Annotated in this window: 10 protein-coding genes and 1 pseudogene; 4 read left to right on the top strand and 7 right to left on the bottom strand. The window is 68.3% G+C overall.

Annotated elements, in window-relative coordinates; genetic code table 11:
• Positions 1–150 precede the first annotated feature (150 nt).
• From ABT147_RS36295 to ABT147_RS36285, 3 genes and pseudogenes are all read right to left on the bottom strand, one after another.
• Positions 151–300: pseudogene (locus ABT147_RS36295) on the bottom strand (IS701 family transposase); the annotation flags it as partial.
• Positions 301–1,076: 776 nt separating this feature from the next.
• Positions 1,077–1,241: a DciA family protein gene (locus ABT147_RS36290; RefSeq protein WP_351414312.1), complete on the bottom strand. Its 165-nt coding sequence runs from the start codon at positions 1,239–1,241 to the stop codon at positions 1,077–1,079.
• 626 nt (positions 1,242–1,867) lie between these two features.
• Positions 1,868–4,261: a CRISPR-associated endonuclease Cas3'' gene (locus ABT147_RS36285; RefSeq protein WP_351414309.1), complete on the bottom strand. Its 2,394-nt coding sequence runs from the start codon at positions 4,259–4,261 to the stop codon at positions 1,868–1,870.
• Between the two features lie 104 nt (positions 4,262–4,365).
• On the opposite strand from ABT147_RS36285, the gene cas5c reads away from it, so the two are divergent.
• The 3 genes from cas5c to cas7c are packed head-to-tail and all read left to right on the top strand — an operon-like array spanning position 4,366 to position 7,901.
• A complete protein-coding gene (gene cas5c, locus ABT147_RS36280) occupies positions 4,366–5,136 on the top strand; it encodes a type I-C CRISPR-associated protein Cas5c (protein WP_351414307.1) in 771 nt (256 codons plus the stop codon).
• A 1-nt stretch (position 5,137) separates the two neighbouring features.
• Entirely contained in the window at positions 5,138–6,979 is a 1,842-nt protein-coding gene (gene cas8c / locus ABT147_RS36275) for a type I-C CRISPR-associated protein Cas8c/Csd1 (protein WP_351414305.1), read from the top strand.
• A gap of 52 nt (positions 6,980–7,031) precedes the next feature.
• The gene (gene cas7c / locus ABT147_RS36270) at positions 7,032–7,901 is read left to right on the top strand and encodes a type I-C CRISPR-associated protein Cas7/Csd2 (protein ID WP_351414302.1); all 870 of its coding nucleotides are present in this window, start codon (positions 7,032–7,034) and stop codon (positions 7,899–7,901) included.
• Positions 7,902–10,006: 2,105 nt separating this feature from the next.
• Here the strand turns inward: cas7c and ABT147_RS36265 are convergent.
• Positions 10,007–10,954: a hypothetical protein gene (locus tag ABT147_RS36265; RefSeq protein WP_351414300.1), complete on the bottom strand. Its 948-nt coding sequence runs from the start codon at positions 10,952–10,954 to the stop codon at positions 10,007–10,009.
• 331 nt (positions 10,955–11,285) lie between these two features.
• On the opposite strand from ABT147_RS36265, the gene ABT147_RS36260 reads away from it, so the two are divergent.
• Positions 11,286–12,389 (top strand): three-Cys-motif partner protein TcmP, encoded by a 1,104-nt coding sequence (locus tag ABT147_RS36260; RefSeq protein ID WP_351414298.1) that lies wholly within the window; start codon positions 11,286–11,288, stop codon positions 12,387–12,389.
• Here ABT147_RS36260 and ABT147_RS36255 read toward each other — a convergent pair.
• The 3 genes from ABT147_RS36255 to ABT147_RS36245 form a co-directional block, all read right to left on the bottom strand.
• A complete protein-coding gene (locus ABT147_RS36255; protein ID WP_351414296.1) occupies positions 12,376–13,131 on the bottom strand; it encodes a DUF5131 family protein in 756 nt (251 codons plus the stop codon). The two genes, ABT147_RS36260 and ABT147_RS36255, sit on opposite strands and share 14 nt — an antisense overlap.
• Before the next feature lie 205 nt (positions 13,132–13,336).
• Positions 13,337–14,155: a DciA family protein gene (locus ABT147_RS36250; RefSeq protein ID WP_351414294.1), complete on the bottom strand. Its 819-nt coding sequence runs from the start codon at positions 14,153–14,155 to the stop codon at positions 13,337–13,339.
• The gene (locus ABT147_RS36245; protein ID WP_351414334.1) at positions 14,155–15,900 is read right to left on the bottom strand and encodes a hypothetical protein; all 1,746 of its coding nucleotides are present in this window, start codon (positions 15,898–15,900) and stop codon (positions 14,155–14,157) included. The genes ABT147_RS36250 and ABT147_RS36245 overlap by 1 nt, the downstream gene beginning before the upstream one ends.
• Positions 15,901–16,756 lie beyond the last annotated feature (856 nt).

The following is a 16,756-nucleotide window of genomic DNA, read 5'->3' as shown; positions in this document are numbered from 1 at the left end:
GCGTGGGGCGGTCTTGGGCCGGCCGTCCCACTAACGTGTGCCCGCGCCGCATGTAATGACAGCGTCGGGCACGTGCCTGGTGGCGACGCCGCCATCGGGACCAGTTCATCGCGTGGTCGCGGCGTGCAGGACGGCGGCGGGGATGAGCTGCTAGCAGACGACGGATCTCGGCTGATGTGAGGGCCACGAGGTCGGGTGTGTCGGCCCGGGCACCCCTTTTTCACGCTCCGGAACGGCCATCACCACGAGGAACGCGTGGGCGAGCATGGCGAGCGTGATGTGCCGGTACCAGCCCATATAGCGGCTGTAGGGTCCGCGTTTCCGTGTCACTCGCCAATGCAGTGAGCTGGTCACTCTTCGTGTTCTGCGAGCGATGTCACCATGATCGTTCCGGAAGGGCATGTCCTTTCCTGCGGTGTTACAGAATTTCTGTCGCAGCACTGCTCAGCAGCAGTCCCGTCGAGACCGCTGAACTGTTACGGAACAGCGAGCTGAGCCCCGGACTCCGGCCCGGGGCTTTCTTGCACCACCGAGAGCCGGATAATCTGGCCTGTTTAACTGTGTTTCCGCTGGTGAAACCCCTCGCACACATCGGGAGTCAGCGGATGGCGCGAGCCAGTGGTCAGGTCGCCATGAGCCTTGATGAAGTCGAGTGCGAGGTCGCGGGCGCGCGGGCGCGACGGCCTGGTGCGCGGCGAGCGCCTGGCGGTAGCCCTCAGACGACATCTCCCGGGTCTTCACCGGCGCTTCGGGCTCACCCACGGTCGCCGGGGCGGGCTCCGGCGTACGGGGCGCGGGCGCGGCACCGACCGGCAGGACCCGGACGGTGTGTACGGCGTCAGTGCCGACCGCGCTGTTCGCCGCGGCGACGATCCGCGAGCTGATCAGCCGCAGTTGGGTGGCGTAGGCGGGCGAGTAGGGGCGAAGGTCCAGCTATCCGGTCTCCGGGTGGAACGCGACGGAGGCGACGTGGTTCGGCAGCTGCGGGGCGGTTCCTCCGGTGGCCGGGATCTTCCAGGCCCGGTCGGCCATCAGTCCCGTCAGGCGGCGGCGAACCCGGCTGGCTCGCGACCGTCTCACCACACGACAACGGAACGGCGGCGTGGCGCTGGGGCCTCACCACCGCCGTTCTTCCGGGCGGCCTCCCTGGCCTGGTACAGCGCGACCCGGGCGAGGTCGATGCCGGACAGTTCGGCAGGGGGTCCGTCAGTTGGCTCGATGGGGGCGGTCGTCTCGGTCACGTCGGCCTCCTACCTATTGCGATCATCGGCACGCCCCGGAGGGCGACCGCCACCCGCCGCGCGCTCAGTCAGCCCCCTGCTCGTACTCCGTGTTGCGATCCTCGGCCGCCCAGCAGGGCGACCGCCACGCCACAGCAGCGCGGCATCCGGCTGGTAGGCCACGAAGTTGCGATCCTCGGCCGCCCCGGAAGGCGACCGCCACAACATGTACATGGCGCGCCTGGAGTTCACCACGTCGTTGCGATCCTCGGCCGCCCCGGAGGAGGACCGCCACCTCGCACAGGGTGTGGTCGTAGGGGCCGAACCCGCCGTTGCGATCCTCGGCCGCCCCGGAGGGCGACCGCCACGAAGTCGCTGGTTTCCTGCGTTCCGTCCGGGCGGTTGTTGCGATCCTCGGCCGCCCTGGAGGGCGACCGCCACGGTCGCCGAGGTGGCGCACCTGCTCGACGCGCACAAATTGCGATCCTCGGTCGCCCTGAAAGGCGACCGCCACGGGGATGGCCCGGTTGAAGAAGGCGCCGATGAGCGAGTTGCGATCCTCGGGCGCTCCGAAGGACGACCGCTACGACGCCTTTGTCTCAGAATACTGTATCGATTGGTGGGACCTTCAGTCGCTGCCCATTTCACTACACGGCGGGTTCGATTCCTCGTTGGGGGTGGTAGGGACCTGTCCACTCGTATAGGTCACCGGCGATTTCGGCGGCGTGTCCGGTGTTGATCGCTGTCTCCAGTTCTCGTTGTGGGATGGATGCCATGTGGTCCTGGAGTGTGCGGTAGGCGTCGGGGGTCGGTACCCCGCTGCGGAGCTGCTCGATGGCGTCTTGGGCGGCCTGCCGGTCGTTCTGGGTGAGCTGGGCGCGGATGGCGACGACGGCCACGGAGTGCTCGTTGTCGATCATGCGCATTCTGCGGGCGGTTTCCGGGTAGTCCAGCTTTTCTCGCAGCGCCTCGATGGTTTCCCCGGTGGCTCCGTTGGGGTCGGTGGAGGAGCGTCCGGCCTGGAGTCGGTAGCGGTGCTGGTAGTAGGAGCGCAGTGTGTCGAGATCGTCTGGGTCGGCGAGCCCTTTGCCGAAGCGGCGGGATGCGGCGGCGATGCCGCATCGGTTGTAGATCACTTGTGGCTGGAGACCGTCCGTCGGTTCGAAGACGGTCATGATGCTGTCCTCGGTCGGGCGGTGTCCTTCGCGGTTGATGCGTCCGGCGGCCTGCTGTTCGGACTCTGGCAGCGATCTGGCGCGGTATCCGCGCGGGAAGTCGAGGTCGACGCCGGCCTCGATCAGGGATGTCGACACCAGCAGTGTGTTCAGGCCGGCGTCAAGGCGTTGCTTTGCCGCTTGGATGGTCTCTCTGCGGTGGCAGCCGGTCATGCGGGTCGACAGGTGCAGGGTGCTGGGGTCCTCGGCGTGGTCGCCGAGCCAGATCTTGTGTACGTGGCTGGCGTCTCTTGTTCCGTTGACCACCATCAGGGCTTGGTCGTGCGCTGCGGCCTCTGTGGCGATGCTTCTGAGGGTCACGTCTGAGCCGGTGCGCCAGTCGTACCGGACTCGGCGGAGTTGCTGGAAGAGCGGGGCGGGATTGGCGACGATGTCGCGTTGTGGCAGGCCGGTCTGCCAGGGGTTCAGCGTAGCGAGTTCTGGTTGTGTGGCCGAGGACAGGACCAGGGTCACGCCGTAGTGCTCCACGAGTTCCCGCAGTCCTGACAGGATCGGTGTCAGCAGGGTGTCGGGGAGGGCCTGGATCTCGTCCAGGACGATGACGGAGTTGGCAAGCCGGTGCAGTCGGCGGGTGGCTGACGGGCTATTGCCGAACAGGCTCTCGATCAGGCGGACCGTGGTGGTGACGATGAACGGGGCGTCCCAGTTCTCCGCGGCCAGCTTCGCCCATCGGTTGGGGCGGGCACGTTTTTGATCTCTGTGAGCGTCGACTGAAGCGTCCGAGGGCCGTGATGCGCGCCGGTCGGGCGTCTCGAAGTTTACGGCGGAGTGGTGTTCCAGCACCGTCCGCGGCCCGTGTTCTGGATTCAGCAGTCTTCGGTAGACAGCCGCGTTCTGCTCTGTGATCGAGATGAACGGGACCGCGACGATGACGCGTCGCAGCCCGTGCAGTGCGGCGTGGCGGAGTGCGAAGCCTCCGCCGGTGAATGTCTTTCCCGCGCCGGTCGGCAGGTGCAGTCGGTACACCCCCGGCTCATCGGCTGCGGTTTCGAGCGCTTCTTGGTAGACGTCCTCGCGGAGCTTGTCCAGCCACGAGGGCTCCTTTCGGCGTCGGCGTTCGGCGAGGGCCTCCTGGCGGCGGGTCTCGTACCGCTCCCACAATTCGGGCATGCGCACGTCCGGCCGAGGAAGCGGGCCGGGCTGGAAGTGCGCGGCGGTGTCGAGCCGGTCGGCGTCGACCACGGCCGAGTAGGTCATGCGGACCAGCATTTCCACGCTGGTTTTGTTGCGCGGGTCGAGCCAGTCCGGGACGGCTGGGCAGGTTTTGTCCAGGATCTCCGGCATGACTTCGGCGACCCGGCTGATCGCCTCGTCCACCTCTGTGGGGTCCCGCATCAGGCTCTTGAGCCGGACGCTGAGTTCTGACCAGGCGGACAGGCCGGTGTGGTGTCCTTCAATGACGCCGGCGAACGGTGTCAGCACCGGATGCTGCCGGGCTGCTTGAGCGAACAGGAAGGCCCCGGCGGCGTGGTGTGCGGGGCGGCGGACCTTCCGGCCGGTGGTGGCTTCTTCGATCAGGCCGTCCTGCCAGGCGCATGCGCCCTTGCCGGTGTCGTGGTCGCGTCCCAGCCGGTGGGCGAGTTCTCCGCCTCCCCATGGCTCGGCGAAACTCCGGGCCAGCTCGCCGGTGCCCCGGGCGTGGTCTTCGTACCAGTGCCAGATGCCCCGACGGCCCGGTGAGTGGGCTACGAGCCTGCCTTCCGGAACGGGCATCCATCCCGATATCGCATCAACTGCCTTTTTTGCAACCATACTTGACTTACCATCACTTATGTATTGAGATCCGGCTAGATCGCTGCAATTCACTACCGGCCTGCGGACCGCGGGTCGTGGAGCGGGGCAGTGCGACGACGCTAGCCGCCGGCACTGACAACGGGCCGAGCCGGCCAGGGCATGAAGGGGGAGGATGCATGATTTCCGAACAAGGGCGGCAGCGTGGGGAACGAGCCGACCGGCCACTTCCCGTGCAGGTGGAAGCCTGGGGTCCGCTGGCCTGCTTCACCCGCCCGGAACTCAAGGTCGAACGGGTCTCCTACCCGGTAATGACCCCCTCGGCAGCGAAAGGGCTGCTGGAGGCGATCTTGTGGAAGCCGGAGATGACCTACCGGATCAAGCAGATCGAACTGCTCAAGCCGGTGCAGTGGACCAGCTTTCGGCGCAACGAGGTCAACAACTCGATCATCACCAAGAAGACCTTCGAGGACCTGCGCGCCAATAACGGCTACCGCTACGACGTCGCCGAGGACCGCGGGCAGCGCGTCACCGTCGCACTGCGCGACGTCGCCTACCGCATCCACGCCACCATCAATGCCACCGACCGCTGCACCGCGCCGCTGCCGAAGTACCGTGACCAGTTCGACCGCCGCGTCAAGCGCGGGGCGTGCTTCGAACAGCCCCACTTCGGCTGCCGCGAGTTCGCGGCCTTCTTCGGCCCCCGCGGATCAGCACAGGAGGCGGGCGTCGTCACCACCGCCGACCAGGCAGGCATCCCCCCGATCGACGAGATCGGACTGATGCTCCACCACATCGAGTACCTGCCGAAAGACAAGGAGCGCTACCACTGGTTCCGCGCCCGCCTCGAGCGCGGTGTCCTCCACGTGCCGGACCGCCCGCTCGACCCCACACACATCAGCGGGATGCCTGGGGCAGAGGGCCGCGTGTCTGCCGAGGGGACGGCCTGACGTGCTCCTGCACAGCCTCGTCCAGCACGCCGACAGCCGCGAGGATGCCGTCCCCGACTACTACCAGCAGCGTCCGATCATGTGGCAGGTCGACCTCTCCAGCACCGGCGAAGCCGAACTGCTGATCATCGACCTGCGCCCCCCGAAGGGGGAAGAGCCCCGGAGGGTCACCGCCCCCTACACCGGCCGCTCAGGGAAGAACCCGCCGCCGTTCCTGCTCGCCGACAGCGCGCTGTACGTCCTCGGCCACCCCGGCCTGGTGAAGGGACCGGAGGATAAGAAGGTTCTGTCGACGGACCCGAAAGACGTCACCAAGGCCCGGGAGCGGCATGCCGCCTACCGCGCCATGGTGTCCTCCTGGTGCAACGAGCACCCCGGTCTTCCCCAGGCCCGCACCCTGGCCCAGTGGCTGGGCAGCCCCTCTACGCCGGACGACTGGCCCGAGGAGATGGATCAGGGGCACCTCGTGGCCATCAGTGTGGACGGCGAGTGGGTCCACGACCTCCCCCAGGCCCAGCGCTGGTGGGCGGAGAAGGTCAAGAGCACGAAGAGCGGCAAGCCGGGCAAGAGCCAGGACGGCCTGTGCCTGGTCTGCGGGCAGATGGGAGCGCTGCTGTCCACTCTCCCGGTCCCCGTCAAGGGTCTGCCCAACTCCGGGATGAACACTCAGCTGATCTGCCTCAACCAGCCCGCCCACTACCGGGCCGGCATCAAGCAGCTCGGCGCCACCCCCGTCTGCGTCGACTGCGGAACCAAGGCCGCCACCGCCCTGAACGCACTGCTGGCCGATCCCGAGCACCGCATCCGTGCCGGCGATTCCGCCATCGTGTGGTGGACCCGCAACCCCACCACCGAAACCGACATGTGGACCCTGGACAACCCCGAACCCACCGAGGTTGCCCAACTCGTCGACGCCCTTCACCACCCCTACAAGGGAAGCGACGCGCTGGCCGCCCTCGACGACGACGCCTTCTACGCCGTCACCCTGCGGGTGAACACCAACCGGGTCATCGTCGCCGACTGGATCACCCTCCCCGTCCCCGAGCTCAAGCAGCGGCTCGGGACTTGGTTCACCGACCAGCAGACCTGGGACGGCTGGAACAACACCTCCCTCTACTGGCCGGTCTGGCGCCTGGCCCTGGCCGCCGCCCGCTGGGACAAACGCAAGAACACCTACATCGACACCACCATCCCCAAGCACCTGCAGGCCGACCTCGCCAAGGCCGCACTCCACGGCACACCGCCGCCAGCCCACGTCCTGCCGGTCCTCATGCAGCGCATCCGCGCCGACCACCACATCGACCGGCCCCGCATCGCGCTGCTGCGCCTCACCCTGACCCGTACGACCACCCGCCACAAGGAGCTGTGCGTGCCCCAGCTGAACACCACCTCGACCGAACCCGGATACGTGTGCGGGCGGATCATGGCCATGCTCGAAGCGATCCAGCGCAAGGCCATGCCCAAGGTCAACACCACCATCACCGACAAGTACCTGACCACCGCCGTCGTCTCGCCCCGAGCCGTCCTCACCCGGCTCCGCATCGGCGCACGCCCCCACCTGCGCACCATCGCCCGCAAGAGCGAACCCGCGGCCAAGGCCATGGAAAACCGACTGCGGGACGCCTTCGACCTCCTCGACGCCCTCCCCGCCCACCTCAACGCCGAGCAGCAGGCCCTGTTCATCCTCGGCTACGAACACCAACGCGCCCACTCCGCCCGGGCCGCGGCCGAAGCCATCAAGGCCCGCGAAGCCGGCAAGGAACTCGCCGCCGACCAGACTGCGGACGCCCTCCCCGAAGAAGCGGCCGACGACGCGAACGCAACCGACGAAACCCTCTGGTAAACGCCCGACAACCCGCCCCCGCACCAACCCGGAAAGGACACCGAAAACAGCCATGAGCGCCGCGCACTTGGACCCCACCCGCAAGCACGACTACGTCTTCCTCATCGACGTCAAGGACGGCAACCCCAACGGCGACCCCGACGCCGGCGGCATGCCCCGCATCGACCCCATCACCAGCCAGGGCATCATCACCGACGTCGCCCTCAAGCGAAAGATCCGCAACACCATCACCCTCGCCCACCAGGGACAGCCCGGCTTCGAGATGTACGTCGAGGAAGGAGTCGCCCTCAACCCCCAGATCCAGCGCGCCTACCACGAAGGCGGAACCACGGAAGGCGACACCGCCACCGCCCAGCAATGGATGATCCGCAACTTCTACGACGTACGCCTCTTCGGCGCCGTCATGTCCGTCGGCGACCAGAAAAAGCACGCCGGCAAGGCCCGCGGACCCATGCAGCTCACCTTCTCCCGCTCCATCGACCCCATCACCCCGCTCGAAGCCGGCATCACCCGCGTCGCCCCGAACAAACCCGAAGACCTCGCCAACGGCAAGGTCACCGAGATGGGCAACAAGCACTACGTCCCCTACGGGCTGTACCGGGGCCACGGCTTCTACTCCGGCGCCCTCGGCACGAAGGCCGGCGTCACCCCGGACGACCTGGCCGCCTATTGGCACGCCATGACCATGATGTTCGACCACGACCGCGCCGCCTCCCGCGGCGAAATGGCCATCCGCGGCCTGTACATCTTCACCCACGACGACTCCTACGGGCGAGCCCCCGCCCACAAGCTGTTCGACCTCATCCGCATCAAGCCACTGGGCCACAGCGAAGGACGATCCTGGGACGACTACGCCGACCGCATCGACATCGACGAAAACCGCATGCCCGAGGGAGTCACCTTCACCCGCCTCATCGACTGACGCAGCGCAGGAACGCGAAACGCGGCTCCGGGCTACGTACCGCACCCTCTCAAGCTAGAGCTGAGGAGCGCAGCTACCTGCCCTTCCCGGCCACGGTGGCTGGTGGCGGTCGCCCTCTGGGACGATCAAGGATCGCAACGACCAGGGCAACCTCGGCTCGTGTACTGGCAACGCGGCTGGCGGTCGCCCTGCGGGGCGGGCGAGGATCACAACGTCTCTCGGCCCTGTAGGAAGCCGTACCAGAGGTACCAGCGGTCGCCCTCCAAGCGACCGAGAATCGCAACCAGCCGGAGATCATGGGGGATGAGTTCCCGGACGCGCTGGCGGTCACCCTCCGGGGCGACCGAGGATCGCAACGTCGGCACGTGTGTACATGAGAGGTTGGCCCGTATGGTGGCGGTCGTCCTCCGGGGCGACCGAGGATCGCAATGGCACTCAAGCTGAAGACCTGGGAGCAGCGCTGTTCGCTTTTGTCCCGGAGCGGCCACCATGCCCCAGTCTGGTGCGGCTCAAGATCTGTCAGGGTGGTCATACCTAGGAGGCCTCGAGGTCGGCCTTGGGCTGCCGTTGGTCGCAGCGGCTTCGAGCGGATCCTCAACCCGTGTACGAACGAGAGTGAGGCGGTCACTTCCGGGGGCGAGAGCGCTGGCTCCGAGTCCGCGACAACGTGGGCTGGTGACGGTCGCCTTTGGGCAGCCGAGAATCGCAGCCGTGACCGGCAGACCGGGGTCCCGGCGCGGCCAAAGCGGCAGGCGTCCTATGGGACGACCGAGGATCGCAACAACATGCTGAACTTCCTGTGCAACCCGTCTACAGCGTGGCGCGGTTGTCCTTCGGGACAACCGAGGGTCGCAACCCCAACCTCGCCACCATGACCCTCTTCGTGGGCACCGGCAAGCGGTCGTCGTTCTGCGGGCGGCTCAGGATCGCAACATGGTCCACCACACCGGCTGTGACTCGAAGGACCAGCGGTGGTGGTCTCCCTTCAGGGCGACCGAGGATCGCAACTTTGCTCAGAGGACCCGTGGCAGGGGTGTGGCCGTGTGGCGGTCGTCCTCCGGGGCGACCGAGGATCGCAACGGCGGGTTCGGCCCGTACGACCACACCCCGTGCGAGGTGGCGGTCGTCCTCCGGGGCGACCGAGGATCGCAACAGCTCCTCCGTCCGACCCCGGCGGATCGCCGCCTAGCTTGGCGGTCGCCCCTAGGGGTGACCAAGGATCGCAACAGCACCGACTGCGCGTACACCGTGGCGCACGCGCAGTTGGCGGTCGCCCTCCAGGGCAACGGAGGATCTCAATATCTACAACACATATCAGCTGGGTCACTTCGGCCTGGAACGGCCGCTCTCTGGGGCGGCCGAGAATGGAAAACAACTAGGGCTCCCAGACGTGGAGCGGTTTCGGTGGTGTGGCGGTTGGCCTCCGGGGTGGCTGAGGATCGCAACGTTGAGGTGACCCGCTCCAACCACGGCACCATCATCCTGGCGGCCGCCCTCCGGGGCGGCCGAGAATCGCAACAGGTTCTCCGGGGTCCGGAGAGCCATCCTCCGATCCGGTGGCGGCCGCCCTCCAGGAGGGCCGAGAATCGCAACTCCCACTCGGAGTTGAAGCGCATTACCTCGCTGGTGGCGGCCACCCTCCGGGGCGGCGAGGATCGCAACAACCGCGCCGACTCCACCGACCTGGGGGTCGGATGGGGTGGCGGTCGTCTTCCGGGGCGGCCGAGGATCGAAACGTCTGCGCGGACAACGCGGACCACAACGGCCTCCGGGTGGCGGTCGTCCTCCGGGGCGACCGAGGATCGCAACAACAACCGTGAGGCAAGTACAGCTCGCGCAACCCCAGTGGCGGTCGCCCTCCGGGACGGCCGAGGATCGCAACAACACCGGCAACAGCATGCCGGCGGGGCTCCTGCAGTGTGGCGGTCGTCCTCCGGGGCGACCGAGGATCGCAACTACTTCCCGGTCTTGGATGAGGACGCCGACGGCTCCTGTGGCGGTCGTCCTCCGGGGCGACCGAGGATCGCAATAACCAGCGGATGGCAACCTTCGGAGGCCTCCTCCGAGTGGCGGTCGCCCCTTTGGGGCGATCGAGGATCGCAACTTCAACACCACCGATGACTTGGGCGGTCACGCCCCTGCCGACGGTCGTCCTCCGGGACGACCAAGGAGGGCAACACGAGTGAGCGCGACGCTGCCGGCCAGCTGGTGGTATGGCGGTCGCCCTCCGGGGCGGCCGAGGATCGCAACCACTTCGGGCAGATGGCCCTGCAGACCGGCGCGTTGTGGCGGCCGCCCTTCGGGGTGGCCGAGGATCGCAACATCGCGGAGATGACGGACGAGGCGTGGATGCAGCAGCCCGGTGGCGGCCGCCTCCGGGGCCGGCCGAGGATCGCAACATCGCGCGGACCCGCCAGTCGCGGACCCGCTCGCGGGTGGCGGCCGCTCTCCGGGGCGGCCGAGGATCGCAACATCCGCGACCCGCACGGGGTGCGTGACGACACGGGGGGGTGGCGGTCGTCCTCCGGGACGACCGAGGATCGCAACCGTATCGAGGTACGGGACAGGGGCAGGAACTGTAAGTGGCGGTCGTCCTCCGGGACGACCGAGGATCGCAACACCCAGGTCGACCCGGACACCAGCAAGGCCGCCGTCTGGGAGACTGCCTGCACAAGGATGTCCCGATCGCGGTCCAGGGTGCTGATGTCAGCCGGCTCGAGAGTGGCGGCCGCGGCCATGACCGCAGCGTGAGCGGCTGGGGAGATGACCACCACTTCGGCTTGCCGCAGCAGCTTTCCGATCTGCCGTATCTGCCATGCAGCAGCATCCCGCGGCGCCCACGGCGGTGGGCACCCGTCCTTGCCCAGGGTCATCGACAGCGCCGCATCCCACTCCAAGCCGTCGGGTTTCCCCGCCATGTCCGAGAGATCGCTGTGCCGCAGCACGGCGTGCAGCTCGTTGATGACGTTGTTGAGGTTCGAGGCGAGCGTCATCTGCACCCACGGATTGCCGGTCAGACCCCGCTGCGTCTGCTCCCGTAGCTGCTGCGCCACCCGCGCCGCACCAGCTGCAGTCCACTGCCCGGACTTGTCCCTGCTGCGCTCCCGCTTGCCCCGGCTCGCCTTCCCCACCCCGAAGTCTCCCTCGCACCACGGCCGATGCCGAAGCCGTACCCGACCGCCACGGAGGCGACACGACGGGATCCAGCCGACAAAGACCAGGGACACGTGGGGAATGCGGATTGGGACGCCGGACCTGGCTGACGTCCCGAACCGACCCGCGGCCCGCAGACTTGGATCAGTGATCGTCTAGAACGCGGCCTGGCGCCTGACGGTCACTCAGCGGACAATCTTTGCCACGTTGCGTTGTCCGAGGGGGGTCGGAATGGGTGTTCTGTGGCCGTTGGAACCGGCGACGGCAGCCAAGCACCGGTTGTACAAAAGCTACTTCGACGCTTGGTGGCCGATCCTGCTCCAGCCCAGCCCCCAGTCGGGCCGCAGCTGGTCGAAGGTGACGTTTCTCGACGCGTTCGCCGGGCCGGGCCGCTACGAGGCCGGTGAAGAGGGCTCCCCGGTGTTCAACCTGCGTGGGCTACTGAACCACAAATTTGTGCACCGGATGGGCCTGTCCCGAGAGCGGGTACAGCTGATCTTCATCGAGAAGGACCGCGCCACATACGAGCACCTGGTGAACCAGCTGTACGAGAACTTCGGGCCTCTGGACCAGTTGCCCGTGCGTGTGGAGGTGCGGCGCGGCGAGGCGGGCCAGGACAGCGAGCGGCTCCTGACCGAGCTGAAGGCATGGGGCCAGCCGATCCTCGGGGTCTTCGACAGCTGGGGCAACGTCAACACACCTCTGTCCGTGATGGGCCGCATCGCCGCGAACCGCGCCAGCGAAGTCATCGTCACCTTCGGGCCGAACTGGTTCAGCCGGCGCAAGGAACTCAACGAGGACATCGTCGACGGCGTCTTCGGCGGCCGCCAGCACTGGACGCACGTTGCCGCAGCACGCGACAGCGAGGAGATGTGGCGGGCCTGGCTGGACAGCTACCGCAAAGCCCTGCACCGTGTCGGCTTCGACTACCGCCTGCAGTTCGAGGTAGTGCCGAGGACGGGCCAGCCGCTGTACCTGGTCTTCGGCACCAAGCACCCCCGCGGCGTGGAGGTGATGAAGGACGCCATGTGGCGGGTCGACAAGAGCGACGGCATGCGCTTCAGGGATCCCCGCGTCCGTAACGCCGTAGCCGTCGGGCAGGTCTCGCTGTTCGACGAAGGGGAGGTGACCGACCCCGAGCTGCTGGCCCTGGTCCAGCAGCGGCTGCGTCAGGGACCCGTCAGCCTCGAACAGCTCGAGCAGTGGCTCCTGCTGGAAACGTCGCAGTGGCGTGCCCGGGACGCGAAGAAGGCTCTCCAGGCCCTGGACGGAGACGGCCGTGTGGTCATGCCCGCCGGCCGTCTCACCAAGGCCAGTGTGGTCAGCCTGCGGTAACAGTCTCCCGAGCCGGCATCTGATCCCAGGTGCGCCCCTCGAGCTCGCGCCCAAGGGACTTCGGCGTGCGGCCGCCCCACTGCTTGAAGAAGAACGCCACACCGGCGTCCGTGCATACGTCGCGGATGCCGGTCACCCATTCCTGCTGCATCGGCCGGAAACGCGGCCCGGACTCGCCACCAGCGATGACCCAGTCGATGTCCGTGACGTCCAGGCCGTCCAGAGGCCCGAGCAAGGGCTCGCACGACAAGAACCGTACGGCGGCCGGGACGCGGCGCAGGTCGTCCACCCGGGCGAGCTCCTTGCTGCTCTCCACCGACACCCCCATCCACACGTTCGCAGGCCACTCCAGCCTGTCGGCGACCTGACGCAGACGGCGGGCCCGCTTGGTCAGCACCTGATAGGTGTGCTGCGGGGTGTCGGCCATCACCTGGAAGACCTGCCGCACGAAGTCCAACGGCACCCGGGCATGGAACAGGTCGGACATCGAGTTGACGAAGACCGTCCGGGGGCTGCGCCACCGGTACGGGATCTGCAGGGCATCCGGGTGCACCGTCAGACCGAAGCCGGGACCGGACGTCCGCGGATCCCCGTCATTCTGGTACTTGGCCTGCCCCATGGCCTTGAGACGCTTGGCCAGCGTCATGGCATAGCAGTTGTCGCATCCCGGCGAGACCCGGTCACATCCGGTCGTTGGGTTCCAGGTGGCCTCGGTCCACTCAATCGCGCTGCGGTCACTCACCGGACACCCCTCCGTATGCCGCGGCCGCTCATCTTCAAAGCCGCGGTCTGCTGCGTATCCAACGAGGTGTAATCCCGCCGGACACCGACATCCAAGCATCGGCCACGAGCTATGGAGGCCGAACACCCTAAATAGAACACGTGTACGCCTTTCTTGTTGTGGTGGCAACAGGGCCGGGCTAGTTCGAGGGTGGACAGCTGCTCGCTCACGCCGTCTTGGCGACCGGCTGAGGCGCAGCCTCCCGCGGCGGCGTGCCCGCGCGCTCGGCTCGGGCACGCCGCACGGCGGCCGCGTGTGTGGCAGCGGCTTCACGGCGACGCTCAACGCGGGCGATTTCAATCGGGGCTGGCTGACCATCCAAGGACGCCTCTGGCTCCGGGAACGCGCGGCGGCTCAGCTCCCGCATCGCACGGCCCTGCCGCTCGGCTGCCTCCGCGATCGCCGGGTCGACGGTGCTCGCCGGGCGCGCCTCCTGATGCGCGGCGAGCGCGCGCCGGTAGCCCTCGCATGCGGTCTCCCTGGTCTTCACCGGCCCCAGCGACACGGCCGCGGACTGCGGGGCGACGTCCTCCAAGTCGGCCACGGACACCGAGCCGGGCGCGAGAATCCGCAGGGCGCGTACCACGGTGCGGCCGGCCGACTCGTTGGCGGCCGCGACGATCCGGGCCTGCTCCAGGCGCAGCTTCGTCGCCCAGGCCGATGACTCCGGGCAGACGGTGAGCCGGCCGGAGTCGGCGTCGTACCCGACCGCGACGACGTGTCCGGCGAACTCGGGTGCGATGGCTTCCCACCGCGCACGCAGCGTCGCGCCGGCGGCCGGGAGCTCCCAGGCCCGCTCGGTCACCAGCGCGCCGATCGCGGCACCGAGCCCCATCGGCTCGCGCCCGCCGCGCCGGGTCACCCGGGTCGTGCGCGGCTTCGGCTGCGTCGTACGGTCGCCGCCGTTCTTCTGCGCCGCCACCTTGGCAGCGCGCAGTGCGACGCGGGCCAGGTCTACGCCACTGAGCTGCGGGGTCTCGGTCATCAGGCGACCTCCCCGGCCAGCTCCTGGACGCGGTGGATACCGCAGACGCTGCGCGACGGCAGCGGCTCCCGCCCGCACGGCACATCTCCGTCCCGGCCCGAGCAGGTCTCCTGCCCGGCCGGGCCGGTCGGCGCGGGCACGACGGCGGCGCCCAGCACGGCGGCCTCCTCCCGGCAGAGCTTGCACAGGCCGTCCTCGAGGGCGCGTCCGATCACAACGATCCGGGCGCCGCAGTCCCCGCAGGAACCGCGCGGCGAACCCTCCACCTCGCGCTGCGCCGAGACCAGGGCCGGGTTGCGGACCGCGTCGTCCAGCACGCAGTCGACGCAGCGGCCGCCCGGGCCGGGACGGGTGCCGTGCTCGGGACACAGGCCCTGCTCGATGCGCTGGGCACGGCGCCGGGCTGCGGCCTTGTCCTGGACGATCTCGGCACACACCTCGCAGTCCTTGCCGGTCGACCACAGCACGCCGGCCTCGCAGTCCTGGTAGCCGCAACCCCAGCGCGGCAGGGCCACCCCGAGCAGCCACCGGCCCGGGTCGCGGATCTCCGAGAGCATCACCTTGGCGAACCGGGTGGTCAGCCGGTGGTGCAGGCGTTCGGCGTTGGTGCCCTCGCGCAGCTGGCGGCCCACCTCACGGGCGATCTGCCGGAGGACGAAGTCGCTGGTCACCCGCTCCAGCAGCAGGTGCACCGGCTCCAGCACGGCGTAGATGTGCGGGCTCATGGCCAACTGCGGTCCGTTGTACGACGACCGCGCCGACCCCCCGCACCTGCTGCTGCGCTTTTCCGTTTCCGGCTTCGAGGGGGAGGGCTGGCTGTTTCCACCCGCGCGAAGCGTGAGACCACGGCCAGCTTCCGTACGCGCAGCAGCATCAGCCGGGTTTTCCACAGGCCCGTCGCCTTCAACTACCGGTACCTCGCCTACGGCGGATGAGAAGAACGCGCGCTCGTCATCCGGTGAGTCAGTCCTAGGTGATTCCTCATTCACGAGGGATCCCTCACCAACCGGCAAACCCGATCCCTCACCAACCAGGGAACTGACCGACTCCTCAGAACCACTAGTCACAGCCGCATCAGCAGCCCCGGCGGCCGCCGCGCAGCCACCGTCCGCACGGGCCTCGGGAGCGATGGCGTGCGCGATGTACCGGTGACGCCCCTGCGCCCCCGCGCGCCGCTGCACCGTCACCCAGCGCGCCGCCTCCACCGCGTCCACGACTGCCGAAGCCGCCGTCACCGAGATCGGCTGACCCGCCTTCTTGCCCGAGTGGTGGAGCAGGCCGGCTGCCAGCTCCGCCTCCGTCAGCGCGATCCCCCGAGCCTGCGCGTAGGCGATCAACGCGAACGCGCGCAGCTGCCGGGGCGTGAGGTCCTCCGCGGCCGCCACCGGCACCCACACGAACGCCTCCGTACGCGTCATCGCCCGCACCGTCCGCACCGCCGACGTGCCCGTGCCACCCGGCAGCGTCCGACGATCCGAGACCAGCTCCACCACACCGTCCGGGCCCGGACGGCACAGCTGTGTCATCCCACGCTCCACCGACGCCGGCGACATCCCCAGATAAGAGGCAATCGTCGACGACTTCGCCTGACACCCCTCCGGCCGCAGCCCGAGCGCTTTCACCTTCACGTACACGGACAGCGCGACGTCCTGGTAGTGCGGTGACGCGACCAAGCGCATCGGCACCCGCACCCGCTGCCGCCGAACCGGCACGCTCTCGTCCACGGCAGCGGCCCACGCCGCCATGCCGCTCACCGGGCACCCCGCAGGGAGGCCAGAACATGATCCATCCGACGACCCTGACCCAGGTCACCTGTGGACAGAGTCCGCTCGGCCCCGGCAGCCCCCGGCGCTCCCGCCAGGCGACAAAAAATCTTGAAACCGCTCCCGTCAGACGGGATGGCATACCTGCGAGCGTCACGCACGCAGCTGTGGATGAGCCATCCCCAGCGCGCGCTGCCTGAGCAGCAATCACCTTCAGGAATAATGCCGTGAAATGCGCAAATGCCTCCCGCGATTTGCGTCACGCGAGAAGCTCGAGGCGCCCGAACCTGGCCAAAAAGGGCACAGCCAGGCTGGCGCAAGGCAATCTGGTCGTGCAGAATGACGACGTCCTCCTTCTACGGAAGCAGGTATGACGAAGCCCCCTTCGGGGTGCTTCGGGTTCTGGGTGAGAACCAAGATCGAACCGCTCGCAGCCGGCTGGCACCGGGGCGAGCAGCTCCTCCGGGAAGGCCCTGGCAGGCCGAACCCGGAGAGCAGATGGGGCACCGCGCCAAGGTGACTGGCATCACCGTGCGGCCGGGCCCCGGGCGGCTAGGAACCCTGCACAGCAGGCGCCGCCCCTAGACTCACGTCATCTCGACCCCCTCGCGGGGAGAGGTGTGCCCGCACCCTGATCGGTGCGGAAGCATGAGAAAGGCACCCGCCCGCCGGAGCGACGCACGAGTCATCGCTGCTACGGCGGCAGGTGCCTTGTTGTGTGCCTGCCCGAGGGTACGGGTACCCTGAACCATGTCGAGACCAGCCTTGGATTGGTCTGCGGCCGTGCCCCGGAGTGCAGCCTCGCGGGGCTTAACCATGGCTGTTTTGATCTTATCCG

The organism is Streptomyces sp. NPDC001868 (assembly GCF_040297125.1).
GTDB lineage: Bacteria > Actinomycetota > Actinomycetes > Streptomycetales > Streptomycetaceae > Streptomyces.
The sequence above is the reverse complement of the archived record's forward strand: the minus strand, read 5'-3'. Positions and strand labels throughout refer to the sequence as shown.